26 protein-coding genes are annotated in these 24,180 nt (G+C 59.9%); 17 read left to right on the plus strand and 9 right to left on the minus strand.

The annotated features are described in order from the left end of the window. Positions 1-33: 33 nt before the first annotated feature. On the minus strand, positions 34-909 hold the full coding sequence (locus ED661_RS15860; RefSeq protein WP_122074918.1) for a PHB depolymerase family esterase: 876 nt from the start codon (positions 907-909) through the stop codon (positions 34-36). After that, positions 897-1,403 carry a rhodanese-like domain-containing protein gene (locus ED661_RS15865; RefSeq protein ID WP_122075464.1) on the minus strand — a complete coding sequence of 169 codons (507 nt, stop codon included), beginning with the start codon at positions 1,401-1,403 and terminating at the stop codon, positions 897-899. The genes ED661_RS15860 and ED661_RS15865 overlap by 13 nt, the downstream gene beginning before the upstream one ends. A 366-nt stretch (positions 1,404-1,769) precedes the next feature. Here ED661_RS15865 and ED661_RS15870 point away from each other — a divergent pair, with 366 nt between their 5' ends. The 7 genes from ED661_RS15870 (at position 1,770) to selD (ending at position 10,033) form a co-directional block, all read left to right on the plus strand. After that, complete coding sequence (locus ED661_RS15870; RefSeq protein WP_122074920.1) at positions 1,770-4,640, plus strand: monovalent cation/H+ antiporter subunit A; 2,871 nt, start codon at positions 1,770-1,772, stop codon at positions 4,638-4,640. Positions 4,641-4,657: 17 nt separating this feature from the next. Beyond that, on the plus strand, positions 4,658-5,011 hold the full coding sequence (locus ED661_RS15875) for a Na+/H+ antiporter subunit C (protein ID WP_027239900.1): 354 nt from the start codon (positions 4,658-4,660) through the stop codon (positions 5,009-5,011). Then, on the plus strand, positions 5,008-6,570 hold the full coding sequence (locus ED661_RS15880) for a monovalent cation/H+ antiporter subunit D (protein WP_122074922.1): 1,563 nt from the start codon (positions 5,008-5,010) through the stop codon (positions 6,568-6,570). The genes ED661_RS15875 and ED661_RS15880 overlap by 4 nt, the downstream gene beginning before the upstream one ends. After that, the gene (locus ED661_RS15885; protein ID WP_122074924.1) at positions 6,567-7,064 is read left to right on the plus strand and encodes a Na+/H+ antiporter subunit E; all 498 of its coding nucleotides are present in this window, start codon (positions 6,567-6,569) and stop codon (positions 7,062-7,064) included. Before ED661_RS15880 ends, ED661_RS15885 begins: the two co-directional genes overlap by 4 nt. After that, positions 7,061-7,333 (plus strand): K+/H+ antiporter subunit F, encoded by a 273-nt coding sequence (locus tag ED661_RS15890; protein ID WP_162930149.1) that lies wholly within the window; start codon positions 7,061-7,063, stop codon positions 7,331-7,333. The genes ED661_RS15885 and ED661_RS15890 overlap by 4 nt, the downstream gene beginning before the upstream one ends. A gap of 15 nt (positions 7,334-7,348) precedes the next feature. Next, positions 7,349-7,729 carry a Na+/H+ antiporter subunit G gene (locus ED661_RS15895; protein ID WP_122074926.1) on the plus strand — a complete coding sequence of 127 codons (381 nt, stop codon included), beginning with the start codon at positions 7,349-7,351 and terminating at the stop codon, positions 7,727-7,729. A gap of 144 nt (positions 7,730-7,873) precedes the next feature. Next, positions 7,874-10,033 (plus strand): selenide, water dikinase SelD, encoded by a 2,160-nt coding sequence (gene selD / locus ED661_RS15900; protein ID WP_122074928.1) that lies wholly within the window; start codon positions 7,874-7,876, stop codon positions 10,031-10,033. Between the two features lie 23 nt (positions 10,034-10,056). Here the strand turns inward: selD and mnmH are convergent, their stop codons facing one another. The 4 genes from mnmH to ED661_RS15920 all read right to left on the minus strand — a co-directional run bounded on the left by mnmH (position 10,057) and on the right by ED661_RS15920 (position 13,987). Beyond that, complete coding sequence (mnmH, locus tag ED661_RS15905) at positions 10,057-11,109, minus strand: tRNA 2-selenouridine(34) synthase MnmH (RefSeq protein WP_122074930.1); 1,053 nt, start codon at positions 11,107-11,109, stop codon at positions 10,057-10,059. 87 nt (positions 11,110-11,196) lie between these two features. Then, positions 11,197-11,916, minus strand: a complete 720-nt coding sequence (locus tag ED661_RS15910) for an SOS response-associated peptidase (protein WP_122074932.1) — start codon at positions 11,914-11,916, stop codon at positions 11,197-11,199. Between the two features lie 71 nt (positions 11,917-11,987). Beyond that, positions 11,988-12,296, minus strand: a complete 309-nt coding sequence (locus ED661_RS15915; RefSeq protein WP_122075468.1) for a DUF1992 domain-containing protein — start codon at positions 12,294-12,296, stop codon at positions 11,988-11,990. Positions 12,297-12,403: 107 nt separating this feature from the next. Next, a complete protein-coding gene (locus ED661_RS15920; RefSeq protein ID WP_122074934.1) occupies positions 12,404-13,987 on the minus strand; it encodes a bifunctional UDP-sugar hydrolase/5'-nucleotidase in 1,584 nt (527 codons plus the stop codon). Positions 13,988-14,217: 230 nt separating this feature from the next. Here ED661_RS15920 and ED661_RS15925 point away from each other — a divergent pair, with 230 nt between their 5' ends. The 4 genes from ED661_RS15925 to arsC are packed head-to-tail and all read left to right on the plus strand — an operon-like array spanning position 14,218 to position 16,377. Further along, positions 14,218-14,556 carry a DUF952 domain-containing protein gene (locus tag ED661_RS15925; protein ID WP_122074936.1) on the plus strand — a complete coding sequence of 113 codons (339 nt, stop codon included), beginning with the start codon at positions 14,218-14,220 and terminating at the stop codon, positions 14,554-14,556. Beyond that, the gene (locus tag ED661_RS15930; RefSeq protein WP_122074938.1) at positions 14,553-14,984 is read left to right on the plus strand and encodes a DUF1330 domain-containing protein; all 432 of its coding nucleotides are present in this window, start codon (positions 14,553-14,555) and stop codon (positions 14,982-14,984) included. The genes ED661_RS15925 and ED661_RS15930 overlap by 4 nt, the downstream gene beginning before the upstream one ends. Beyond that, positions 14,981-16,039, plus strand: a complete 1,059-nt coding sequence (locus ED661_RS15935; protein ID WP_122074940.1) for a quinone-dependent dihydroorotate dehydrogenase — start codon at positions 14,981-14,983, stop codon at positions 16,037-16,039. The genes ED661_RS15930 and ED661_RS15935 overlap by 4 nt, the downstream gene beginning before the upstream one ends. Beyond that, complete coding sequence (gene arsC, locus ED661_RS15940; RefSeq protein ID WP_122074942.1) at positions 16,036-16,377, plus strand: arsenate reductase (glutaredoxin); 342 nt, start codon at positions 16,036-16,038, stop codon at positions 16,375-16,377. The genes ED661_RS15935 and arsC overlap by 4 nt, the downstream gene beginning before the upstream one ends. A gap of 8 nt (positions 16,378-16,385) precedes the next feature. Here arsC and ED661_RS15945 read toward each other — a convergent pair whose 3' ends face one another. The 3 genes from ED661_RS15945 to ED661_RS15955 all read right to left on the minus strand — a co-directional run bounded on the left by ED661_RS15945 (position 16,386) and on the right by ED661_RS15955 (position 18,705). Beyond that, positions 16,386-17,705: an MATE family efflux transporter gene (locus tag ED661_RS15945; protein WP_122074944.1), complete on the minus strand. Its 1,320-nt coding sequence runs from the start codon at positions 17,703-17,705 to the stop codon at positions 16,386-16,388. Positions 17,706-17,770: 65 nt separating this feature from the next. Next, on the minus strand, positions 17,771-18,286 hold the full coding sequence (locus ED661_RS15950) for a PaaI family thioesterase (RefSeq protein WP_054462666.1): 516 nt from the start codon (positions 18,284-18,286) through the stop codon (positions 17,771-17,773). Beyond that, positions 18,283-18,705, minus strand: a complete 423-nt coding sequence (locus ED661_RS15955; RefSeq protein ID WP_122074946.1) for a PaaI family thioesterase — start codon at positions 18,703-18,705, stop codon at positions 18,283-18,285. The genes ED661_RS15950 and ED661_RS15955 overlap by 4 nt, the downstream gene beginning before the upstream one ends. 128 nt (positions 18,706-18,833) lie before the next feature. Here ED661_RS15955 and ED661_RS15960 point away from each other — a divergent pair, with 128 nt between their 5' ends. The 6 genes from ED661_RS15960 (at position 18,834) to ED661_RS15985 (ending at position 24,175) form a co-directional block, all read left to right on the plus strand. Further along, the gene (locus ED661_RS15960) at positions 18,834-19,202 is read left to right on the plus strand and encodes a MerR family DNA-binding transcriptional regulator (RefSeq protein ID WP_027239887.1); all 369 of its coding nucleotides are present in this window, start codon (positions 18,834-18,836) and stop codon (positions 19,200-19,202) included. Positions 19,203-19,500: 298 nt separating this feature from the next. Beyond that, positions 19,501-19,905, plus strand: a complete 405-nt coding sequence (locus tag ED661_RS15965; protein WP_122075470.1) for a MerR family DNA-binding transcriptional regulator — start codon at positions 19,501-19,503, stop codon at positions 19,903-19,905. A gap of 76 nt (positions 19,906-19,981) precedes the next feature. Beyond that, positions 19,982-21,763, plus strand: a complete 1,782-nt coding sequence (locus ED661_RS15970) for an acyl-CoA dehydrogenase C-terminal domain-containing protein (protein WP_122074948.1) — start codon at positions 19,982-19,984, stop codon at positions 21,761-21,763. 91 nt (positions 21,764-21,854) lie between these two features. Next, positions 21,855-22,067 (plus strand): hypothetical protein, encoded by a 213-nt coding sequence (locus tag ED661_RS15975; RefSeq protein ID WP_122074950.1) that lies wholly within the window; start codon positions 21,855-21,857, stop codon positions 22,065-22,067. Positions 22,068-22,137: 70 nt separating this feature from the next. Beyond that, positions 22,138-23,262, plus strand: a complete 1,125-nt coding sequence (locus ED661_RS15980) for an acyl-CoA dehydrogenase family protein (protein WP_122075471.1) — start codon at positions 22,138-22,140, stop codon at positions 23,260-23,262. Between the two features lie 280 nt (positions 23,263-23,542). After that, positions 23,543-24,175 carry a glutathione S-transferase family protein gene (locus tag ED661_RS15985; protein ID WP_122074952.1) on the plus strand — a complete coding sequence of 211 codons (633 nt, stop codon included), beginning with the start codon at positions 23,543-23,545 and terminating at the stop codon, positions 24,173-24,175. Positions 24,176-24,180: the final 5 nt, after the last annotated feature.

Here is a 24,180-nt window from a genome sequence, read left to right on the forward strand (position 1 = left end):
CTCCCCCTCTTTGTCTTAAACCAAACGCCTGCGTCAGCCCGCACCCCGCAGGGGTGTTTCAAACCAGTCCAGCACAGTGCCGGGCCACCAGTCCGGAACCCGATGGCCTTCCGGGAACAAAAGAAACTCGATATCCGCACCGGGACCGCAGTCCCAGCGCCGCCGCAAGACATCACCCTGCTGCCAGCGTCTGTCCGGTGCGTATTCTTCGCAGTGATTGGTGTCGCGCCACAGCTCCAGCCCGGCAAAGATATCGCCCTGCTGAAACCTTCCCCCGCCCAGAAAGCGCCCCTCAAGCGGCACCACTGAGTCAGCCCAGCCATGACTGTGAAACAGCCGGATCTCTCCCGCGCAGCCAGCGGGTTGCGGCCGCCAGAACCCGCCGGCAATGGGCGCATATCCGGCAAAGGCATCCGGGGCAGCGCAGGCCAGATAATTGACCATAAAGCCCCCGGCAGAAAACCCCGCCAGGATCATCGCCTTGCGGTCCAGATCAAAACGGCTTGCTGCGTCCTCTGCCACGCCTTGCAAAAAAGCCACCTCATCACGCCCTTCCCAGCCGGGGAAAAAGTTCCAGGATCGCGGGCCGTCGCGCCGGGGCAAGGCATCTGGTGCGATCACCGCATAGCCCCGCGCCGTCAACCCATGGACCAGGCGGCGATTGTTCAACGATCCGGCGCCAGAACCGCCATAGCCATGCAAAAACACCACGGCGGGCATGGTCTCTCCCGCGCCCGATGTTCCCTCTGCCCCACCCGGCAGCGCAATATGATAGCTGCCTTGCGCCACCTCGCAGGCCCCGCTGATGTCAGCACCACAGCCAGCCTCGGCGCGACCTGCCCAGCCCAAACCAGCCACCGCCAGCACCGCGAGGGAAAGCGCCGTCGTCCGCGCCCTTAGCCCTGCCATCGTGCCACCGGCAGATTTCCAGCCAACCAGCCAGGACCGCTGGCGGATCCCAGCATGCCCTCTGGCACATCGATAATCAGACTATGGCCTGCGCCAGCCAGCACCCGTGTCATCCGCGCCGAGCGCACGCCCCGGGCGCAGATCAGGGCAACGGGCGCTGCAAGATCCCCGGCTACCGCCGCATTCAGCGCCTGCAAGAAATCTTTGCGCCGCATGTCGATTGCAATCGCCCCCACCGGTAGGCCGGTCTGGCGCCACTCCAGAGGGGTACGAATATCAATCAGAGTGATCTCTCCGGCCTGCGCCGCAGCAAAGGCTCTAGCAGGTGTCAGCCGTTGATGATCATGGGCCACAGGCTGGCTGCGCCACCAATATACCCCCAGCCCCATCGCCAAGCCAGCGCCGCCCAGCCCCAGCAGCAGCTGCCGTCGTGTCACCCCGGCGGCTCTTTCTGGCGTAGAGACGGGTCCCTGCATTTGTTGATTTTGTGCCATATCGCCCTGCGGTTTTCTGATGGTTTGCATGTTCTGCCTCTCATGTACCACAAAAGGCCTGCGCGCTTTTAACAGCTTTTGTCATTGCTTTCAGCTTTGGCAGCCCCCCGCCCAATCAACTTCTCGTCAGCGATGAACGCGGCCCACCAAAGCCTGCAGTCATTCCCGCGCGCTGCAAAAAGATACACAAGGGCTCAAAAATCTCTCGACCGGGCTACAAAAACCCCTTCTGCAGGCCTAGATGCCAGCTTGAGCGGCGACAAAACCTCACTCTTGAGACACTTACGGGGTCGCGGGGCTGGAACAGTTGCAAAAAATTGCCTAAGCCTTTGCCTAGTGCCTAAAGCCCAGCCAGGAGAACTGCACGTGTCCCTGTTTTTGATTGCGGCCCTGCCCTTTCTCGGAGCGGTGTTTCCCGCTCTGCTTATTCGTGCCGGGCGCAATGCCTCGGCCTCTGCCGCAGGTCTGACTACATTTCTTGCCTTTGTTGGCCTGATGCTCCACGCGCCAGCGGTGTTCCGCGGTGAGGTGATCCAAGTGGGCGTCGATTGGCTGCCTGCCCTTGGCCTCAATGCCAATTTCTTTCTGGATGGCCTGGGCTTTCTCTTTGCCTCGATGATCCTTGGCATTGGTCTGTTGATCATTCTCTATGCCCGGTTCTACCTGTCGCGCGAAGATCCCATGGGTCAGTTCTACACCTATCTGCTGCTGTTTCAGGGCGCCATGGTCGGCATCGTTCTGTCTGACAACATCCTGCTTTTGCTGGTGTTCTGGGAGCTGACCTCGCTGTCCTCCTTCCTGCTGATCGGCTATTGGAAGCACCTGCCCGAGGGGCGCCAGGGCGCGCGCATGGCATTGGCGGTGACCGGATCCGGCGGCTTGGCGATGATTGGTGGCATGATGATCCTGGGCCATATCGTGGGTTCTTATGATCTGAGCGTGATCCTGCAAAACAAGGATCTGATCCAGGCCTCGCCGCTCTATCTGCCTGCGCTGATCCTGATCCTCTTGGGCTGTTTCACCAAATCGGCGCAGTTCCCGTTTCACTTCTGGCTGCCCCATGCCATGGCGGCGCCAACACCGGTTTCGGCCTATCTGCACTCGGCCACCATGGTGAAGGCAGGTCTGTTCCTGATGGCGCGGCTCTGGCCGGTGCTGGCGGGCACGCCGGAGTGGTTCTATATCGTCGCCAGTACCGGGCTGGTGACCATGCTGCTGGGGGCAGTAATTGCCCTGTTCAAGGATGATTTAAAGGCGCTTTTGGCCTTTTCCACCGTCTCGCACCTCGGCCTGATCACCATGCTTTTGGGCTTTGGCACCAAGATCGCCGCGGTGACGGCGGTGTTCCACATCATCAACCACGCCACCTTTAAGGCGGCGCTGTTTATGTCCGCCGGCATTGTCGATCACGAGGCCCATACCCGCGATATCAATCGTCTGGGCGGCCTGCGCCATCTGATGCCGGTGACGGCGACCATCGCCATTGTGGCGGCGCTGTCGATGGCGGGTATTCCGCCCTTTAACGGCTTCCTCTCCAAGGAGATGATGCTGGAGGAGACCGTGCATACCTTCTGGGGCGGCTCCCACTATCTGGTGCCAGGTCTGGCGCTGGTGGCGGCGCTTTTCTCGGCCGCTTATTCCTTCCGGTTCATCGGCCATGTGTTCCTGGGCCGGACCCGCGATGATTACCCGGCGCAGCCCCATGACCCTGGGTTTGGCATGTGGGCTGGTCCCGCCCTGCTGGTCACAATGGTGGTGCTGATCGGGCTGTTTTCAGCCAAGCTGGCAGGGCCAATGGTCGCCGTTGCTGCAGGCGCGGTGATTGGGGACGCTGAGCTACCCTATTATTCGCTGAAGCTTTGGCATGGACTGACGCCTGCGCTTTATATGTCCGGCGCAGCTGTCATTGGCGGCTTGATTCTGGTGAAACTGCACGCACCACTGATGAAGGCCTGGAACGCAGCACCACGGCCCGAGGCCAAGCAGATCTTTGATGCCTTGCTGCGTGGGCTGACCAAGCTGTCGCAGCTGATCACCGACGGGCTGCACAACGGTGCCATCACCCGCTACGCCTTTGTGATGATGCTGTTTATTATCGGCATCAGCTATTACGCCTATGCCACTGGCACCATCACTGCCCCCACCCGCGCAGCCCAGGCGGTAAGCCCGATCATCTTGATTGGCTGGTTCTGCCTGATCGTCGCCACCCTGGCTGTTGTTGCGCGCCATCGCCAGCGGCAACTGTCGCTGGTACTGATCGGCGTGGTTGGCCTGGTTGTTTCGCTGGGCTTCAACTACCTCTCGGCCCCGGACCTGGCGCTGACGCAGCTCTCGGTCGAGGTGGTGACCATGATCCTGTTGCTCTTGGCGCTGAATTTCATGCCCAAGGACAGCCCCATCGAAGCGCCCATGTGGGTGCGGTTGCGCGATGGCGGTATTGCCGTCATTGGTGGCTTGGGGGCGGCGGCGCTAATCTATGCGCTGATGCTGCGGGACTTTGCCTTGCCCAGCATTTCCGAGTTCCATCTGGCCAATTCCTACAAAGGCGGCGGCGGCACCAATGTGGTCAATGTGATCCTGGTGGATTTCCGTGGCTATGACACCTTTGGCGAGATCATCGTGCTCGGCATTGCGGCGCTAGTAATCTATGCCCTGACCGAAGCGGTTCTGGGCTCGCGGGTGCGCGCCTATCTGCTCAACCGAAAACCCGATATGCCTCAGGCCGGGGATGCCCATCCAATGATGATGGTTGTGGCAACAAGGGTAATGATGCCGCTGGCCCTGATGGTGGCCGCCTATATCTTCTTCCGTGGCCATAACCTGCCCGGCGGCGGCTTTATTGCCGGGTTAATCGCGGCCATCGCTCTGTTGATGCAGTACATGGCCTCCGGCTTCAGCTGGGCCTCCGAGCGCCAACGCATGTATTATCATGGCACTATTGGATCCGGCGTGCTGATTGCGGCGGCTACGGGACTGGGCTCCTGGTTCAGTGGCTCTCCCTTCCTGACCAGCGCCTTTGGCTATCTGCATTGGGCGCCGCTGAAAGAGTTCGAATGGGCCACAGCAGCACTGTTTGATCTCGGTGTTTTCCTCGCCGTGGTCGGCGCGGTGCTCTTGGCCCTGGAAAGCCTGGCGCGGTTTGCCTGGCAGCCGGGCATTTCATCCGAGCACGCGATGGATATCAACCCAGCCCGCGATGATGCGGCAGAGGCAGACGCGGCAAAGGGCGAGGCATGAGCATGGATTTTCTGAACATCGAATTTCTGGTGGCCTCAGCCGTAGGTCTGCTGACTGCGGCAGGGATCTACCTGATTCTGCGGCGGCGCACCTTTCCGGTGATCCTGGGTCTGTCGCTGCTGACCTATGGGGTGAACATATTCCTGTTTGCTACGGGTCGGTTGATGGTCAATGCGCCGCCGATTTTGAACAAATACGCCGAGGTGCCCTATACCGACCCGCTGCCGCAGGCGCTGGTGCTGACGGCAATCGTAATCTCCTTTGGCATGACGGCGGTGGTGGTGATGATCGCCCTGGCCGCCTATCTCTCGGCGCGCGACGACAAGATTGATATGCCCCATCATCCCGAAGACGAAGGGGAAGACGCATGAACCATTTCCTGATTGCCCCGGTGGTTCTGCCGGCGCTGGTGGCGCCTTTCATCATCATGGTGGTGCGCCACCATATGGATCTGACGCGGATTTTCTCGCTGGCCAGCACGGTGCTGCTGGTGGCGATCTCGCTGGTGCTGGCAGCACAGGCCTCCACCGGTGAAGTGCAGGTCTATCAGCTGGGCAACTGGTCGGCACCCTTTGGCATCGTGCTGGTGCTGGACCGGCTCTCGGCCCTGATGGTCCTGCTGACCTCGGTGTTGGCGCTGGTGATCAATCTCTATGTGATTGGATCAGGCTGGGACAAACGCGGCGCCAATTTCCACGCGCTGTTTCAGTTTCAGCTAATGGGGATCATTGGCGCTTTCCTCACAGGAGACGCCTTTAACCTCTTTGTTTTCTTTGAGGTTCTGCTGATCGCTTCCTACGGCTTGATGATCCATTCCGGCGGCACACGGCGGTTTCAGGCGGGCGTGCAATATGTGGTCTACAACCTCCTGGGTTCGACCCTGTTCCTCTTTGCACTGGGCACGCTCTACTCGGTAACGGGGACGCTCAACATGGCGGATCTGGCGGTCCGCGTGGCTGAAATCCCCGCCGAGGACACCGCCCTGTTGCGGGTTGGCGCGGTGATGCTCTTGCTGGTTTTTGCCATCAAGGCGGCTGTCATTCCGCTGCATTTCTGGCTGCCCGCGTCTTATGCCAATGCGCCGCTACCGGTCGCGGCGCTCTTTGCCATCATGACCAAGGTCGGGGCCTATGCCATCCTGCGCATGTACACGCTGGTCTTTGGCCCGGATGTCACCATCACCGAAGGGCTGGCCGGAGCCTGGCTGATGCCCGCTGCGCTGATCACCCTGATGATCGGCGCCATTGGGGTGCTGGGCTCCTACCGCGTCGGGCGGCTGGTGGCCTTTGGCGCCATCGCCTCGATGGGGACATTGCTCACATCAATCGCGCTCTTCACCCCCGAAGGCGTGGCGGCGGCGCTCTATTACACCATCCATTCCACCCTGGCAGCGGCCTTCCTGTTTCTGGTGGTTGATCTGGTCTGCGAGCGTCAGGGGATCGAGATCGTCGCCAAGAGGCTGATGCCACAAAGCGGGTTGATTGCGGTTCTGTTCTTTACCGGTGCCATCGCCGTGGCGGGCATGCCGCCGCTGTCGGGCTTTCTGGGCAAACTGCTGGTGCTGGATGCGGCCCGCAGCCATGATCTGGTCTGGTGGATCTGGGGCACCATTCTCATTGGCTCGCTGGTCACAATCCTCGGCATGGCCCGGGCTGGCAGCCTGCTGTTCTGGAAGAGCCATAGCATCACTGACGCCCCCGATGCGGACACCCTCGAGCCCTATGAGGAAGAGGCCAACGAACAGGACGAGGAGGTGCAAAGCCAGCGCCCCGCCGCCCTGCTCTTTGTCGCCTGTTTTGCCCTGCTGAGCGGGTTGATCCTGCTGACCATCTTTGCCGGCCCCGCCAGCCATTATGCCGAGGCCACTGCCGCGCAGCTTTTTGAGCCTGAGATCTATATCAAGGCCGTGCTTGGAAAGGTCACCCCATGAGACTGCTAAGGCGGCTGCTGCCGCATCCGATCCTGACACTGTTGCTGACGCTCACCTGGGTTTTGCTCACCAGCACATGGACGCTGAACTCGCTGGTCTTTGGCTTTCTTCTGGGCCTGCTGATCCCCTTTCTGACCCAGCCCTATTGGCCGCAGCAGATGCGGCTGAAAAAACCGCTGAAGATCATCGAATATATCCTCATCGTGCTCTACGATATTGTAGTCGCCAATCTGGTTGTCGCCCGCATCGTGGTGTTCAAATCCAACGCCAAGCGCCAGCCTGCCTGGGTGGCGGTACCGCTGGATCTGCTGACACCTGAAGCCATCACCGTACTCGCTGGCACCATTACCATGACACCGGGAACCGTATCGGCGGATGTCTCAGCCGAGGGGCACGCGCTTTTGGTACATTGTCTGGATGCCCCAGACCCGGGTGCGGTGCGTGATGAGATCAAACAGCGGTACGAGCGCCGCCTGAAGGAGATTTTCGAATGATTATGACCTATGCCACGCTCTTTGCCTTTGTCTGCTTTGCCCTGGCCTTGCTGATGAACCTGTGGAAGATCATCTCAGCCGCTGAAATCGCCGACCGGATTCTGGCGCTGGATTCCATGTTTATCAATGCCCTGGCGCTGATGGTGCTCTATGGTATCTCCTTGGGCAGCGAGGTCTATTTCGAGGCCTCCCTGATCATCGCCATGCTGGGCTTTGTCTCTACCGTGGCCTATGCGCGCTTTATCCTGCGCGGTAACATTATCGAGTGATGAGAGGGGGATCGCATGATTTTTGAATATCTGATCGCAGGCTTTCTGGTCATGGCTGGCATCTTTGGCTTTGTTGGCTCCTTTGGCCTGATCAAGCTCAATGATCCCATGTCGCGCCTGCATGCGCCGACCAAGGCCACGACCTTAGGCGTTGGCGGCGTGTTGCTGGCCTCGATGCTGCATGGGGTGGTGGTCGAGGGGCATCTGTCGCTGCACGAGCTGATGATCACCCTGTTTTTGTTTCTCACAGCGCCGGTCACGGCACTGTTTATTGCCAAGGTGCATATTCACCGGCATGAGACAAAGGAAAGCCTGCCAAAGGCTGGCGAAGACAGCATCTGGGCGACCCATGATGTGGCTGAGGCAGATCCCGCAGCAGAGGACCAACAAAGCTGAGCCGCTGCTGCGACGGATTTTGCCTGAAGCAGATCGTGGTTCGCTCCGGTCTGTTTGGATCTGGCCCTTGTTCTGGCTCAAGGCGTCAGCCCCCCGCTGGCCCTAAACAGGCCATTGATTGACTGACAAAAAGGCACCAGCCCCATGCATAGCGCTCCTCTCCCGGCAACCAAGGATGTGGTTCTGATTGGCGGCGGCCATGCCCATGCGCTGCTGCTGCTCAAATGGGGAATGCGTCCGCTCCCCGGCGCCCGGCTCACCGTTATCAACCCGGGCCCGACAGCGCCCTATTCGGGCATGTTACCCGGCTTTGTCGCCGGCCATTACCAGCGCGATGATCTGGATATTGATCTGGTAAAGCTGGCGCGCTTTGCCGGGGCGCGGGTCATTCTGGGCGCAGCCGATGGGCTGAATCCTCTGGCCAAGTTGGTGCATGTACAAGGCCGCCCCCCAATCGCCTATGACCTAGCCTCGATTGATGTGGGCATCACCTCCGAAATGCCGGATCTGCCCGGCTTTGGCGACCATGGCGTCCCGGCCAAGCCATTGGGTGCCTTTGCCCAGTCCTGGGAACAGTTTCGCCAGGGCAGCGGAGCTGCGAACATTGCCGTCATCGGCGGCGGCGTTGCCGGGGCGGAGCTGGTGCTGGCCATGGCCCATGCCCTGTCTCAACGTGGTCGGCTCGGACAGGCCACCCTGATCGACAGTGGCCCGGTGCTGGGACAGGCCAGCCCCGAGGTCGCCAAACGCCTGCGCCGCGCCTTCACCGAACTGCGGGTTTCTGTGGTAGAAAACACCGCAGTGAAGCGGGTCGCGCCCGACGCGGTTCATCTTGCGGATGGCCGCATTGTTTTGTCGGATTTCACCACCGGGGCCGCCGGTGCCCGCCCGCACGGTTGGGTCGCGGGCTGTGGGCTGGAAATGCATCAGGGCTTTGTCACCGTGGGTGAGACCCTGCAAAGCTCTGACCCGGATGTCTTTGCGGTGGGCGACTGCGCCCATCTTGGGTTTTCGCCCCGTCCCAAGGCAGGGGTCTATGCGGTACGCCAAGCACCGATCCTCTATCACAACCTGCGCGCTCGGCTGACACAGGATCCCCTGCGCAGTTACAAGCCGCAAAAGGACTACCTGAAACTGATCTCCATGGGGGCCAAGGAGGCCCTTGGGGATCGCTTTGGGCTGCAATTCTCAGGGCCTTTGGTTTGGAGCTGGAAGGACCGGATTGATCAGAATTTCATGGAGCAATTCCGCCAGCTTCCCAAAATGGAACAGCCGAAGCTACCGCCCGAACATACTCATGATCTGCCCGCGATACTGGGCGAAAAACCCATGTGTGGTGGCTGTGGTGCCAAGGCCGGGCGGGGCGCCTTACGTGCGGCGCTGACCTCTCTTGCACCGATACAGCGCCGGGATGTGACAACCCTGCCCGGCGATGACGCGGCACTGATACAGACCGGCGGTGTTCAGCAGGTGATCTCGACGGATCATTTGCGTGCTTCGGTTCTGGACCCGGTGATGATGGCCCGCATTGCTGCGGTACATGCCTTGGGCGATATCTGGGCCATGGGTGCCCAGCCGCAGGTCGCCACCGCCAATCTGATCCTGCCGCGCCTGTCGCCTGCCCTGCAAGAGCGTAGCTTGAGCGAAATCATGGCCGCCGCTGGCGCAGTCTTTCAGGCGGCTGGGGCTGATATTGTTGGCGGTCATACCTCGATCGGGGATGAACTGTCGATTGGGTTCACCGTCACCGGGCTGTGTCTTAGCCCCCCTGTGACCCTCTCCGGGGCGCAGCCCGGCGATGTGCTGATCCTGACCAAGCCCATTGGGTCAGGCGTGATTATGGCGGCTGAAATGTCCGGTGATGCCCGTGGCAATTGGGTCGCTGCGGCGCTAAAACAGATGTGCCAGCCTCAGGGTGAGGCTTCGCGCATTCTATCCGGTGCGCATGCAATGACCGATGTCACCGGCTTTGGTCTGGCCGGACATCTCCTTGGTATTTGTGAGGCCTCCGACCTTGCCGGCTCGATCGATCTGTCAGAACTGCCCCTGATGCAGGGGGCGCTCTCACTGAGCGCAGGCGGTATCCGTTCCAGCCTGTTTGAAGAAAACCGCGCCCTTGCGCCGTACCTGCCGCGCGGGCCAGAGGCCGATCTGTTGTTTGATCCGCAAACCGCTGGCGGGCTCCTGGCTGCCGTAAACCCTGCTGAGGCCGATGGCCTCTTGGATCAGCTCCGCACCGCAGGCTACGATGCGGCACGCATTGGCGGCTTCACCGCTGGCGCAGCCGGGCTGAGCCTCAGCTAGGCAGTGTCGCCGCTGCGCCGGAGTTACCGGGTCTGCAGCAGATCACAGATCTGCTGCGCCACGCGGTCCAGATCGACCTCGGCCATCTGCCCCAGATCCAGATCAGCGATTGAGGCCGCTCCATTGATGCGCCGGGATTTCTGATAGGCCGGATCATAGTGATCCTGCATCAGCGCCAGGGTCAGCGCCGCTTTGTCACCGTCCGCAATCAGATCGAACCAGTGGTCGATCACCGCATTGGCGCGATGCCCACGCAGATACCCCAGTTTCTCGCGCAGCATATCGCCGTCCGACAGGATATCGTCATAGGCCTGTGTCAGATAGCGGCAGCGCGCCTCTGCCGACGCCTGCACCTCGACCCGGGGCGCCTGCTTCATCGCCCGCCACAGACTGGGAGGAATGATCCGCTCTCCAACCTTGCTTGACTCGGCCTCCACCAGAACAGGGCGGGCGGGGTCCATCTGCAACAGAGCCTGCGCCAGCGCACTCTCAAAGCCCTTTTGACTGGGCTGCGGCTGCGCCATGCCTCCCAAGAGCGAGCCCCGGTGATTGGCCAGCCCTTCCAGATCAAGCACCTGTCCGCCCAGGCCACGTACCCGCTGCAACAGCTCGGTTTTGGCGCTGCCGGTGTAGCCATCCAATGCGATCAGGCGGAACGGCAGTTCTTGATCATAGAGATAGGAATAGACCAGGCGGCGGTAGCTTTGATAGCCGCCCTCAACCAGACCTGCCCGCCAGCCAATCTGGCTCAACATCCAGGAAAAACTGCCCGAGCGCTGGCCGCCGCGCCAGCAATAGACCAAGGGGCGCCAGCCGCCCTCATGGTGGCTGAGGCTGGTCTCGATAGTGTTGGCGGCATTGCGAAACACCAGCGCCGCGCCCAGTTTGCGGGCCTTGAAAGGGCTGTCCTGCACATAGATGGTGCCAACCTCGGCCCGCTCGGCATTGCTCAGCACCGGCAGATTGATGGCCCCCGGAATATGGTCTTCGGCAAATTCGGCGGGGCTGCGCACGTCAATGACCGTGTCATAGCCATGGGCCATCATGTCTTGCAGTGTTTCATAGCGATTGGGCATGGATCTGACTTACCGCGCGCGCAAGCTGAATAAAAGTGGCATTTCGGCAGCGACGAGTGGCAGCGCTTTCCCAGCAACTCAGGCAGATCAGATCAAGCGAGGCTCATCACTGCCTGGCAATTCTTCTGTCGGCTCATCCGCCAAGGTGTCATCAAAGAAAGGCTCAATCAGCTCTGGCCCCGCCGCGCGATTGCTGTTCACCTCCGGCGCGACACGGTGCATGTGCAATTGATCTTCGGGACCGGGCTGCATCAGGCTTGCCGCCCCCTTGCCCGCCTCGCCGAGCCAAAGAGGCCAGTCCTGTGGCTGCAGCACCAGCGGCATCCTGTGGTGGATCGCCGACAGGGTCTGATTGGCCCCCGTCGTGACAATGGCGCAGGTTTTCTGCGCATCCGGCCCCCAGCTCTGCCAGATCCCCGCGAGGGCCAGTGGCGCATCATCGGCAGAATGAATATACCAGGGCAGACGCCTGCCTTCGGCATCCTTGGTCCATTCGTAAAACCCAGTGGCCGGGATCAGGCAGCGCCGCTGGCGGCAGGCCTGCGCAAAGGCGGGTTTCTTGGCAATGGTTTCCGCGCGCGCATTGATGAGCAATGGCCCTGAGGTTTCGCTGTCATACCAATGCGGCAGAAAGCCCCAACGCATTGAGACCAATTGGCGTGCCTCGCCTGAGGCAGCGATCACATGTACCCGGTTGGTTGGGCAGATATTATAGTTGGGTAGGTTCGGCAGATCATTTGCCGGGCTGGCGGCAAAAATCTGTGCCATGGCGTCATTTGGCAGGGTCAGGGCTAGGCGTCCACACATAGGATCAGGCTAGCGGGTTTGGCAGGCAACAACCAGCCCCCTGCCATGGGCGAGAGCTCTGGCAGATTGGGTTACTTTTTGTGGGATTGGCGCGCCATTTCGATGCGGACTTCCATCATCGACATTTCTTTCAGAATATCCCGGCGGCGGCTCCGATCCCCTGTTTCCTGTAGCTCTGCCCGCAGATGCGACAGCTCTCGCGCCAAAGCCACAAACTCGGGCACGGCCCCGGCATCGCGCAGCATCCGGTGAAACACGGTGCCTTCCGGGTCTGCAATCTGGGGCAGCGGTTTTCCGACCCCCGGCAAATCGTCAAAAGCCCCCTCTTCTTCAGCGGCGGCAATACGGGCATTTATCAAGGCAGCAAGCGGGTGATCCATGGGCACCATTGTGCCACTGCCACGCCCAAAGAAAAAGCCCCACCACTGCGGGCGGGGCCAAAAGGTTTTAGTCATCTGTTTCGCGCGCGAAACAACAGGCAGGCCGCCTATTTGCGGCTGATCCGCCCGTCCACATAGGGGCTGTAGGGTTGGTTCTTGGCCAGGAATTCGGCGGTCACATCCGCCAGATCGGGGCCAAAATCATAGGCGTTTTTGTCGTCGCCGGCAAAGATCTTGTAGCCATCGCCACCGTTGCGCACATAGTTGTTGGTGACAACACCATAGGTCTTGGCCGGGTCGATCATGACCCAGGCATCGCCCTCCCGTACCTGCACATCGCTGACACGCCCCTCATTTGGCGCGACCGAGATGTCAAAGGCAAACTTCAGCCCAGCTACCTGCGGAAAACGGCCCTTGCCATCCTCTACCTGGCTCACCCCGTTTTCCAGGGCTGCGACGACATCTGCACCAGAGGCCTCAAAGGTGGACAGCGTGTTCTGGAAGGGCAGCACTGTCAGCACCTCGCCCATGGTGACCTCGCCTGCATCAATAGAGGCCCGCAACCCGCCACCGTTCTGGATGGCGATGGAAACCCCCTGATCCTTGACCCGGTCCAGCATGGCATCCGCCACCAGATTGCCCATCTGGCACTCTCCGGCCCGGCAGATATCACGCGCGCCCTCTACCGCGTCGGACGTGGCAGCAACAACCCGCAGCTTCATCTCCTCGATGGGGGCGCCCATTTCAGCAACCCGCGCTGCCACCGCCGCATCCGGCGTTACAGTGGCATCCAGCAGGATCGGGTCACCACTGGCGGCAGTCACATTGCCCGCATCGTCAAATGTGACGGTAAGTTCGCCGAGGTATTTGCTATAGGCATAGGCCTGCACCACAGGCACCGCGCCAACCATCATCGGATAGGCTCCAGCCGCCTTTTCATCCGTGTTGGACAGCAGCGTATGGGAGTGCCCACCAACCACCACGTCAATGCCCGGGACCGCCTCGGCGATCTTGAGGTCATGCGGCAAGCCGACATGGGTCAAGGCGATGATCTTGGTCACACCTTCGGCCTGCAAGGCGGCGACATCGGCCTTTAGGCCTTCGATTTCATCCTGGAAGACCACGTTTGGACCCGGCGAAGAAGTCTCGACGGTGTCGGTGGCCAGGGCCGAGATAATGCCGATCTTTGCGCCGCCAACCTCCAGCACCACGTGGTTGCCCACATGCCCCTTCAAGATGTTAGAGGCAGAGAGATCCAGATTGCCGGAGATCACCGGGAAGTCCACGGCATCAATAAAGTCGCGCAGGCCCTGGGGCCCATCGTCAAATTCGTGATTGCCCACCGCCATGACGTCATAGCCGATAGCCTGCATGAACTCGGCCTCGGCAGCGCCTTTGTAGGTGGTGTAAAACAAAGACCCCTGGAAGGGATCGCCCGCATCCAGCAGCACCACATTCTGCCCCGATAGCGCAGCGCGGCGCGCATCAACTGCGGCTTTGACCCGCGCCACACCGCCAAAACACTTGCCCTCTGCCTCGCCCTCAGCGTCGCAGGTCGAGTCGTATTTGTTGATCGATTCAATGCGGCTGTGAATGTCATTGGTGTGCAGGATCGTCAGCTTGTAGTCAGCCGTGGCAATACCAGCCGTCAGCCCCAGAGCCGCAACTGAAGTCAGGAAACGCGTCATCATCTTAATCACTCCCTTATTATCTTTGCTTTGCCTGCAATGGTGCGAGCAAAGCCACTGTCAGTCAAAGGGGAAAAACAACCCAACCGGGTTCCCTGGGGGCATTTGCCGCCGAAACCTTGGTAGTTGCAGCAGAAAACCGCGCGGCGTTTCCCTGCATGCGGCCGGGTTCGGTTGTTTCATCTCATGCTTCGGGCTTGATTCCCAACCGGCAAAGGGGCATCAGAACGCCCATGCTGATCTATAAAATCTTTCGCGCCGATGAATGGTCGGCCCTCCAGTCCCAAGGCGAAACCCTTGGCGCGCCCATCGACCTGAGCGATGGTTTTATTCACTTCTCAACAGCCCCGCAGGCGGCCGAGACCGCAGCCAAGCATTTTGCCGGTATCGACGGGCTGTTTTTGCTGGCGCTGGAGGCTGAGGCCCTGGGCGATGCGCTGAAATGGGAGGTCTCCCGCGGCGGTGCGGACTTCCCGCATCTCTATCGCAAGATGCAGATCTCGGATGTACTATGGGCTAAGCCCTTGCCGCTGGTCGACGGCACTCACCAGTTCCCAGAGGAAATGGTATGAGCGGCCATATTGATCCAGACCGCGATCAGTTCACGGCGTTCAAATCGTTGCAGCGCGGCCATCCGATCGAGATGCTCAACCTGGTGCGTTTCAACCGCGAGGCCAGCTATCCGGCGGGGCATGCGCTGGCAGATGCCGGGCTGAGCGGCGCCCAAGCCTATAAGAACTACGGGGCTGAATCCGGCCCGATCTTTGCCGCGCTTGGCGGCAAAATCATCTGGCGGGGCGGCTTTGAGACCACTTTGATTGGCCCCACGGACGAGGCCTGGGATGAGGTCTTTGTCGCCCGCTACCCGGATGCCCATGCCTTTTTGTCGATGGTAACCAATCCCGACTACCAAAAGGCCGTGGTACACCGGCAGGCCGCCGTGGCCACCTCGCGGTTGATCCGCACAAAACCCAGCGATACCGGAGCAACATTCGGATGAAACTGACCGAAAAACTGGCGCTGAAGGCGCTGCACAAAGTCGACCCCGAAGTGGCCCATGGGCTTTCGATCAAGGCGCTGACTTCGGGTCTGGCGCCAACACCCGGCCCGGTGACCTCGCCACGGCTGGCGTGCGAAATTGCCGGCATTGCCCTGCCCAACCCGGTTGGTCTGGCGGCGGGCTTTGACAAAAACGCCGAGGCGCTGCACCCGCTGTCGCAGGCGGGCTTTGGCTTTATCGAGGTGGGCGCTGCAACGCCGCGCCCACAGCCCGGCAACCCAAAACCCCGCCTGTTCCGGTTGAGCGAAGACAAGGCCGCAATCAACCGTTTTGGTTTTAACAATGAGGGCATGGAGGTCATCGCCTCCCGGCTCGCCAAACGTCCCAAGGATGCGGTCATCGGGTTGAACCTTGGCGCCAATAAGGACAGCGACGACCGCGCGGCGGATTTTGCCCGCGTGCTGGCCCATTGTGGCGCTTACTTAGATTTTGCCACCGTCAATGTCTCCTCGCCCAATACCGAAAAGCTGCGGGATCTGCAGGGCAAGGCGGCGCTCTCGGCGCTGCTGAATGGCGTCATCGAAACCCGTGATGGTCTTTCAAAACGCGTGCCGGTTTTCCTGAAGATTGCGCCGGATCTGGATCGGGCCGGCATTGAAGATATCGCTGCCGTGGCGCTGGAAACCGGCATTGATGCGGTGATTGCAACCAATACCACCCTGTCGCGTGAGGGGCTGCAAAGCGCCCATCGCGATGAGGCGGGCGGCCTGTCTGGCGCGCCACTGTTTGAGAAATCCACACGGGTTTTGGCGCAGCTCTCCGAGCTGTTGGACGGTAAAGTGCCACTGGTCGGCGTTGGGGGAATTTCCACTGCGGAACAGGCCTATGCCAAGATCTGCGCCGGGGCTTCGGCAGTGCAGCTTTACACCGCCATGGTCTATCAGGGCCTGTCGCTTGGGGCTGAGATCGCGCAGGAGCTGGACGGCTTGCTGGCCCGCGACGGTTTTGACACGGTTGCGGCTGCGGTTGGCTCAAAACGCGGAGATTGGCTATGATCACCTATTGGCACAATCCGCGCTGCTCCAAATCCCGCGCCGGGCTGGCGCTGTTTGAAGAAAAGGGCGTCACGCCGGAGGTGCGGCTCTATCTGCAAGACGCCCCCAGCCTGGAGGAGCTGCAAACCGTCCAAGCCGCCCTTGGCCTGCCCATGATCCAGATGATGCGCACCGGCGAAAAGATCTTTAAAGAGCTCGGTCTACAAAAAGACAGCCTTGAGGCGGATCTGCTGACGGCGATGGTGGAGCATCCCATCCTGATCGAACGCCCCATCGCCATCAAAGGCGACAGGGCCGTGATTGGTCGCCCAACCGAGGCGCTTGCAGCGCTGCTTTAACAGCGAAACTAGCGCGCTACCCCGGCTTCCAGCCGTGGGTAGCGCAGCCCCAGGGTCACGCCGCGCGCCACATTCAGCACGATCAGGGCCACCCAGAGCCCATGATTGCCCATGAGCGGCACCAGGGCAAAAAGTGCCAGCACATAAATCGCCACCGATTGCAGCATCGCCATCCGCATATCGCGGGTCCAGGTGGCACCAATATAGATGCCGTCATACATATAGCTGGCCAATGAGATGATCGGCAGGGCTGCCGCCCAGATCAGATAGCTGCGGGCCTCCAGCCTGACCTCGGGTGATTTGGCCATCAGATCAATCAGGTAGGGGCCGCCCAGGGCAAAACCTGCGGCCAATAACACAGCACAGCCCAGACCCCATTGCGCGGATATCCACGCGGCGCGGCGCAGGTTCGCCCGGTTCTTGGCGCCGATCGCTGCGCCCACCAGCGCCTCTGCCGAAAAGGCAAAGCCATCCAGTGCAAAGGCGGTGATCTCGACAAATTGCAGCAGCACCTGATTGGCCGCCAGGGTCACATCGCCGAACTTGGCGCCGATAAACAGGAAGGTGGTGAAGGAGCCTGTCAGCAGCACCGAGCGCACCATGATGTCGCCATTGACCTGCGCCATACGGCGAATGCGCACCGGATCAAAAACCCGTGGCCAATCACACCACTGCCTGCCCGCAAAGGCGGCGCGACACAACCAGAGCCCCAGCAGCACGCCGCTCCATTCGGCAATCAGGGTGGCAATGGCAACGCCCTCGACGCCCCAGCCTAGGCCCAGCACAAACCACAGATCCAGAATGATGTTGAGTCCATTCATCCAGATCTGCAGCACAAAGACCCCGCGGGTGTTTTCCACCGCGATCAGCCAGCCCGTCACCGCATAAAGCGCAATGGTGGCAGGCGCCCCCCAGATCCGGATCTGCAGATAGCTTCGCGCCAGGGTTTCCACCTCGGCGCTGGTGGGGGCCAATTGAAAAGCGCCCCAGAACAACAGCCCCTGCAACAGGATAAACGTGACGCCCGCAGCCGCAGCCAACAGGACGCCGCGCATCAGCAATGCGCCGGTTTCAGCCACGTCCCCGGCGCCGCGTGCCTGCGCCACCAGCCCGGTGGTGCCCATGCGCAGAAAGCCAAAGATGAAATAGATCGTCGCCAGGATCACCGCACCGATACCAACGGCGCCAATGGGCGCAGCGGTGCCCATCTGCCCCACGACGCCGGTATCCACCGCGCCCAAGATCGGCACTGTCGCATTGGACAGCACAATCGGCACAGCGATCTTGAGCACCCGCGCATGGGTGATCTCTGCCTGCATCTCGGCCATGGGCGCGTCTCTTTCTGTTTCCCCCTGCCCCCCTAAGGGTCCAAAGGGTCAGGGATTAGGCTGGCTCAGCTCTTGTCGTCATCCTGCGGCATCAGGAAATGGCCTGACCCTTGGGCAAAAAGCTTATCCTTGTGATCCTGCCAGGCCTCGACATGGACCGATGCATAGCGGCGCCCGGCGCGGCTGATGGTGGCGCGGGCATAGGCATCGCGCGGCAGGCCGGAACGCAGGTAATCAACGGTAAAGTCGATGGTCTTGGGCTGACGTGGCAGGATGCCCTTGGCCATTTCCTCCGGGTCCAGCGCACCGCTCTCAATGCGTTCCCACAGATGCGACCAGTTCAGCGAGATCATTGCGGTGATCTCCAGAAAGGCTGCTGTCACGCCGCCATGGATGGCAGGCAGAAAAGGATTGCCAATGTGTTTTTCGCTGAAATTCAGCTGCGCGGTCAGCTCATCGCCGCGCCGGTCAAAGGTGACATTCAAGAATTGGATGTAAGGCACCGAATCGAGCAGCGCATTCAGCGCCGCATCACGGCGCTGTTTCACCACCTGTATATGTTCTGGACGGGGACGGCTCAAAATCCATTCTCCACTGTAAAGGCGCCAGAGGCCGTAGCCACGGGCCGGTCGGTATCATCATCCATCGCAACCGCACGCACAAAGGCGACATTGCGGGTGATGTGATGGCAGGTGGCGCGGGTGGTGATGGTCTGGCCCGGGGTGGCCGCGCGCATGTAATCAATCCGCAGATCAATTGTCGCGGTCCCGCCGGGGGCATCCGGGTGACACATCACAGCCGCGCCGCAGCAGGTATCCATCAAGGCAGAGACCGCCCCGCCGGCAACAACGCCGCTTTTCGGATCCCCCACGAGCTTCTTGTCGTAAGGCATTGAAATACGGGCGACCCCATCGCCGATATCTTCCAGTACCAGTCCCAGCTCATTGGCATGGGGAATGGCCTGAATGAACTGGCGGGCGAGTTTTGTCTTATCTGCCATATGGCTGTGTCCTGTTGTGGCTTGGGCCTATTTGTGGCCCCGCCCGGAACAAAGAGCAAGCCCACAACACGCTGGGTGGTTGCACTGGCCAATTCAAGTGCATAGGTTGCGCGCGAGGGAGATGATGGATGACCGAAGCAAGATTGTCATTCAAGGAAATGTGCGCAGCGTTCGACGTGACGCCGCGAACCTTGCGTTACTATGAGTATATCGAGCTGCTGAAACCAGATCGCGAAGGTCGATCCCGGTTTTACGGCGCCCGGGAACGGGCACGGATGAAGCTGATTCTGCGCGGTCGCAGATTCGGTTTTCAGCTGGAAGAAATCCGGCAATGGCTGTTGATATATGAAAACGAGGGCAACCAAGCCCAGATGCAGGCCTTTATCGAGATGGCCGATCGTCAGATGGGAGAGCTGCAGCAGCAGCGCGAACAGCTGGACGAAGCACTGGACGAACTGGGCAGCCTGCGCGCAACAACACAGAGCCTTTTGAAGTAGACAGCAAACTACCAAATTGACATTTACATTGGCCCATCCCGCCTGCGCGGGGTGGGCCATTTCATTTCCGCCCTGCACCCGTCCCCCCGTCCTGGTGCAGATGCCAAAGCCCGCGAGATTTTAACAAGGACCCCGCGTCAAAAGGGGTGACAGCTACGTCACTTCAAAAAGTGACGCCGCGTTCAGCTTACGTAAACGTCAAGATACTGTTGTAAATCTCTCCAGACCGTCCCAGCTTGGGTTCACAACCTGAACACTGCTGATCCATGGCCGACAAAGAGTGACGACGATGACAGAAATGACAGAAGAAGAGACAAGATCGATCCGCGAAATGTGTGATGCCTTTGGCGTCACCCCCCGCACCCTGCGCTTTTACGAGGCAAAGGAGCTGTTGTTTCCGCAACGCGACGGCCAGAAACGCCTGTTCACCAAACGCGACGCGGCCCGGCTCAAGCTGATCCTGCGCGGCAAACGCTTTGGTTTCAGTCTGGAGGAGATCCGTCAGCTGCTTGATCTCTATCACATCGGGGATCAGCAGGTCACACAGCTGTCACGGACTTATGAGATCGCTTGTGACCGTTTGGATGACATGATCAGACAACGGGACGAGCTGAACGAAGCCATCGAAGAGCTTCAGGACCAGTTGAAATGGGGCGAAAAAGTCATTGCCTCAATGAAACTGGAACAAAAGGCCGCCGAATAGCGCCCTCCCCGCTTTACCGCGGCCTCCTAGGCAGCGGACCAACCTAGTACAGTATTCTCTACCAACGAGGACCCCGATGCCAGTTTATACAGCCCCCACCAAAGACGCCCAGTTCATCCTGCATGACGTATTGAAAGTCTCGGAGGCCGCCACCCCAGGTTACGGCGATCTGGAGCGTGACTTTACCGCTGCGATCCTGGAAGAGGCCGGCAAGATCAGCTCTGAGGTACTGCACCCGCTGAACGTGGTTGGCGATCAGGAAGGCTGCAAACTGGAAAACGGTGTGGTCTCGACCCCAACCGGTTTCAAGGCGGCTTTTGAGCAGGTCAAGGAAGGCGGCTGGACCGGGCTGGACATGCCCGAGCAATACGGTGGTCAGAACATGCCCTACGTGCTGGGCACCGCCGTCGGCGAGATGTTCTCCTCGGCCAACCAGGCCTTTGTGATGTACCAGGGCCTGACCCATGGCGCCGCAGCGGCGATCCTGGCCCATGGCACCGACCAGCAGAAAGACACCTATCTGCCCAAGATGGTCTCTTGCGAGTGGACCGGCACCATGAACCTGACCGAGCCCCATTGTGGCACCGATCTGGGCCTGATGCGCACCAAGGCAGAGCCCCAGGATGACGGCTCTTACAAGGTGTCCGGCCAGAAGATCTTTATCTCGGCCGGTGATCACGACATGTCCGACAATGTGATCCACCTGGTACTGGCAAAAATCCCCGGTGGTCCTGATGGCATCAAAGGTGTGTCGCTGTTCATCGTGCCCAAATTTGTGGTCAAGGAAGATGGCACCCCCGGCGCGCGCAATGGCGTCTCGGTCGGCAATATCGAGAAAAAAATGGGCATCCACGGAAACTCCACCTGTGTGATGAACTACGACGAGGCCACCGGCTATCTGCTGGGCGATGCTCACAAAGGCATGCGCGCCATGTTCACCATGATGAATGAGGCCCGTCTGGGTGTCGGCATGCAGGGCGTGTCCCAGGCCGAAGCCGCCTATCAGAATGCGGTTGAATACGCCAAGGACCGGCTGCAGGGCCGCGACGTGACCGGTGCGAAAAACCCCGATGGCCCCGCCGATCCGCTGATCGTGCATCCTGATATTCGCCGCTCGCTGATGGATCAGAAAAGCTTTGTCGAGGGCGGTCGCGCCTTCCTGCTTTGGGGCTCCACAATGATCGACCAGGCCCATCGCGACGGCAACAAAGACGCCGATGGCCTGATCTCGCTGCTGACCCCGGTGATCAAGGGCTTCCTTTCGGATGAAGGCTACGACATGACCGTCAAGGCCCAGCAGGTCTTTGGCGGCCACGGCTATATCGAAGAACACGGCATGAGCCAGTACACCCGCGATGCCCGTATTGCTCAGATCTATGAGGGCGCCAACGGTGTTCAGGCGCTGGACCTGGTGGGGCGTAAGCTGGCGGTTGATGGTGGCAAACACCTGATGGGCTTCTTTGAGCTGGTGAAGAGCTTCTGCAAAGACAACGCCGAACTGAATGAAGACTACGCCAAGAGCTACATTGAGCCCCTGAAAGCAGCCTCCAAGGATCTTCAGGCGGCCTCAATGTACTTCATGCAGAACGGTATGAAAAATCCTAACAACGCCCTGTCCGGCTCTTATGATTTCATGCATATGTTTGGCCATGTCTGCCTGGGCCTGATGTGGGCGCAGATGGGCAAAGCCGCGATTGAGGCGCTTGACGCTGGGGCCTCTGACGCGGCGTTCTATGAGACAAAGATTGCCACCGGCCGGTACTATATGGCGCGAAGGCTGCCCGCCACCAAACTGCATCTGGCCCGGATCGAGACCGGCGCCGATACCGTCATGGCTCTGGATGCGGCAAGCTTCTGATCCATAGTAAAATACCGGGCCTCCCCTGTGCACATTCAGGGGGTGCCCGATCCGGTCCGGGGCTTTGACCAACCATCTGTAAGGAGCCTCCATGCCAAAACGTTTTCGCCTCACCCGCCGCTTTCCCGTCGCCATGACAGAGGATGGCTTTCGCAGGCTGAAACGCTTTGCCTCCGAGGCCGGATTGGACGAAGGCGAAGCCCTGTCATTCCTGTTCGAGAATTTCGACAGCGTGACGGACCAAGAAAATCTCGGCCACCGGCTGCGCCTGTTCAACAGCGCGCTGGAGGACCGCAAAAGATAAGGGCTCGGCGCAAAATGCGCCACAACGAGCCAGTGGGAGAGACAAGTTGACCGAGACGCGTTCCGCCTGGATGACTGACGAGCACCAGATGCTTGCTGATATGACGGCGCAGTTCATCACCAATGAATGGGTGCCCAAATATGACACTTGGCGCAAACAGGGCATGATGGATCGCGAGACCTGGAACCAAGCCGGTGAACTGGGCCTGCTCTGCCCCTCCATCCCGGAAGAATACGGTGGCGTTGGCGGTGATTTTGGCCATGAAGCCGCGATCCTAATCGAGGGCAGCCGGGCGAACCTGGCCAGTTGGGGGCACGGCATTCACTCCGGCATCGTGGCCCATTACATCCTGGAATACGGCACCGAAGAGCAAAAGAAACGCTGGCTGCCCAAGATGATCTCAGGCGAGCTGGTTGGCGCCCTGGCAATGACCGAACCCTCCACCGGTTCGGATGTGCAGCGGATCAAGACCAAGGCCATCCGCGACGGCAATGCTTATCGTCTCTCTGGGCAAAAGACCTTCATCACCAATGGCCAGCACGCCAATCTGATCCTGGTTGCAGCCAAGACGGACCCCAGCCTCGGCTCCAAAGGTGTCTCGCTGGTGGCACTGGAAACAGAAGGAGCGACAGGCTTCGCGCGTGGGCGCAACCTGGAAAAGGTCGGCATGCATGCGGCGGATACATCCGAGCTGTTCTTTGACAATGTCGAGATCCCGCCGGAAAACATTCTAGGCCAGGAAGAAGGCAAGGGTTTCTATCAGATGATGCAGCAATTGCCGCAGGAACGTCTGATCATCGCCTGTGGCGCCGTCGGAGCCATGGAAGGCGCAGTCGCCCGCACCATAGCATATTGTAAAGAGCGGGAAGCTTTTGGCGCCCCCCTGACCCAGTTCCAGAACACCCGCTTCAAACTGGTGGAATGCCTGACCAAAACCAAGGTCGCCCGTGCCTTCTTAGATGAATGTATGGTGGAACATCTGAAAGGTGAGCTGACCGTCGAGAAGGCAGCGATGGCTAAATACTGGATCACTGACACCCAGGGCGAAGTCCTGGACGACTGCCTGCAAATGCATGGTGGCTATGGCTTCATGCAGGAATATGCGGTCGCGGAAATGTGGACTGACGCCCGCGTGCAGCGGATCTATGGTGGGACCAATGAGATCATGAAAGAATTGATTGGACGGTCACTGTGACCCAGCCCCCCAGATCACAAATGGCAAACTCAGGATGCCTCCGGCGGGAATATTTGAAGAAAGATGATATCGGAAATGCGTCCCCGCCCCCAAGCCTTCGCCAAATGGGCAGGGACGACATCACCTTTCGCGGTCATCGGCTTTCCAGCCTGTACCGCCACAGAAACATAGCACATACTCAACCTAAAAGTGCTAAATCCCCATCATCTTTCCACAAATATTCCACGGGGGTTTGGGGGTGTGAAACCCCCAATGCGCAGCAACAGCAAGGGAGCAGAACTTGACCATAAAATTGCATTGTTTTGGCGAGTCAGGCCATTCCTACAAGGCGGCGCTGGCGCTACAGCTCTCCGGCCTGGACTGGGAACCCGTCTTTGTCGATTTTTTTGCCGGGCAGCACCGCGGCGACAACTACCGGGATTTGAATATCATGGCCGAAGCGCCGGTTTTGGTGGACCGCGAAATTCGCTTGTCTCAATCCGGGGTTATTCAGCAGTACATCACCGATAAGACTGGGAAGTTTGGTGGCGCGCCTGAAGACAAATACGAGGTTCTGCGCTGGGTGCTGTGGGACAACCACAAACTCTCCAGTCAGGTGGGCATGACCCGATTTTTGATGAATTTCCTGTCCGAAGACAAACGCCCGCAGGAGGTGATCGGCTTTATGCAAGGCCGCCTGAAGGCCGCCTTTGCCACATTGGAAAACCAACTTAAGAGCCGCAACTGGTTGGTGGGCGACAATATGACCAACGCCGACCTCACCTGCTGTGGCTACCTGTTTTACGACGAGCCCTTTGGCTTTGAACGCAAAGACTACCCCAATATCGACGCTTGGCTGGCGCGCATCAGCGCAACGCCCGGTTGGAAACACCCCTATGACCTAATGCCCGGCAATCCGTCGGACCGCGCTTGAGGAGA

The organism is Pseudophaeobacter sp. EL27, assembly GCF_900313025.1.
In the GTDB taxonomy this organism is placed as follows: domain Bacteria; phylum Pseudomonadota; class Alphaproteobacteria; order Rhodobacterales; family Rhodobacteraceae; genus Pseudophaeobacter.

Excerpts from the sequence above, each read along its gene's own strand:
- ED661_RS15860 (WP_122074918.1), bottom strand. The coding sequence starts at position 909 with ATGGCAGGGCTAAGGGCGCGGACGACGGCGCTTTCCCTCGCGGTGCTG.
- ED661_RS15865 (WP_122075464.1), bottom strand. The coding sequence starts at position 1,403 with ATGGCACAAAATCAACAAATGCAGGGACCCGTCTCTACGCCAGAAAGA.
- ED661_RS15880 (WP_122074922.1), top strand. The coding sequence starts at position 5,008 with ATGAACCATTTCCTGATTGCCCCGGTGGTTCTGCCGGCGCTGGTGGCG.
- ED661_RS15885 (WP_122074924.1), top strand. The coding sequence starts at position 6,567 with ATGAGACTGCTAAGGCGGCTGCTGCCGCATCCGATCCTGACACTGTTG.
- ED661_RS15890 (WP_162930149.1), top strand. The coding sequence starts at position 7,061 with ATGATTATGACCTATGCCACGCTCTTTGCCTTTGTCTGCTTTGCCCTG.
- ED661_RS15895 (WP_122074926.1), top strand. The coding sequence starts at position 7,349 with ATGATTTTTGAATATCTGATCGCAGGCTTTCTGGTCATGGCTGGCATC.
- selD (WP_122074928.1), top strand. The coding sequence starts at position 7,874 with ATGCATAGCGCTCCTCTCCCGGCAACCAAGGATGTGGTTCTGATTGGC.
- mnmH (WP_122074930.1), bottom strand. The coding sequence starts at position 11,109 with ATGCCCAATCGCTATGAAACACTGCAAGACATGATGGCCCATGGCTAT.
- ED661_RS15910 (WP_122074932.1), bottom strand. The coding sequence starts at position 11,916 with ATGTGTGGACGCCTAGCCCTGACCCTGCCAAATGACGCCATGGCACAG.
- ED661_RS15915 (WP_122075468.1), bottom strand. The coding sequence starts at position 12,296 with ATGGATCACCCGCTTGCTGCCTTGATAAATGCCCGTATTGCCGCCGCT.
- ED661_RS15920 (WP_122074934.1), bottom strand. The coding sequence starts at position 13,987 with ATGATGACGCGTTTCCTGACTTCAGTTGCGGCTCTGGGGCTGACGGCT.
- ED661_RS15925 (WP_122074936.1), top strand. The coding sequence starts at position 14,218 with ATGCTGATCTATAAAATCTTTCGCGCCGATGAATGGTCGGCCCTCCAG.
- ED661_RS15930 (WP_122074938.1), top strand. The coding sequence starts at position 14,553 with ATGAGCGGCCATATTGATCCAGACCGCGATCAGTTCACGGCGTTCAAA.
- ED661_RS15935 (WP_122074940.1), top strand. The coding sequence starts at position 14,981 with ATGAAACTGACCGAAAAACTGGCGCTGAAGGCGCTGCACAAAGTCGAC.
- arsC (WP_122074942.1), top strand. The coding sequence starts at position 16,036 with ATGATCACCTATTGGCACAATCCGCGCTGCTCCAAATCCCGCGCCGGG.
- ED661_RS15945 (WP_122074944.1), bottom strand. The coding sequence starts at position 17,705 with ATGGCCGAGATGCAGGCAGAGATCACCCATGCGCGGGTGCTCAAGATC.
- ED661_RS15955 (WP_122074946.1), bottom strand. The coding sequence starts at position 18,705 with ATGGCAGATAAGACAAAACTCGCCCGCCAGTTCATTCAGGCCATTCCC.
- ED661_RS15960 (WP_027239887.1), top strand. The coding sequence starts at position 18,834 with ATGACCGAAGCAAGATTGTCATTCAAGGAAATGTGCGCAGCGTTCGAC.
- ED661_RS15965 (WP_122075470.1), top strand. The coding sequence starts at position 19,501 with ATGACAGAAGAAGAGACAAGATCGATCCGCGAAATGTGTGATGCCTTT.
- ED661_RS15970 (WP_122074948.1), top strand. The coding sequence starts at position 19,982 with ATGCCAGTTTATACAGCCCCCACCAAAGACGCCCAGTTCATCCTGCAT.
- ED661_RS15975 (WP_122074950.1), top strand. The coding sequence starts at position 21,855 with ATGCCAAAACGTTTTCGCCTCACCCGCCGCTTTCCCGTCGCCATGACA.
- ED661_RS15980 (WP_122075471.1), top strand. The coding sequence starts at position 22,138 with ATGACTGACGAGCACCAGATGCTTGCTGATATGACGGCGCAGTTCATC.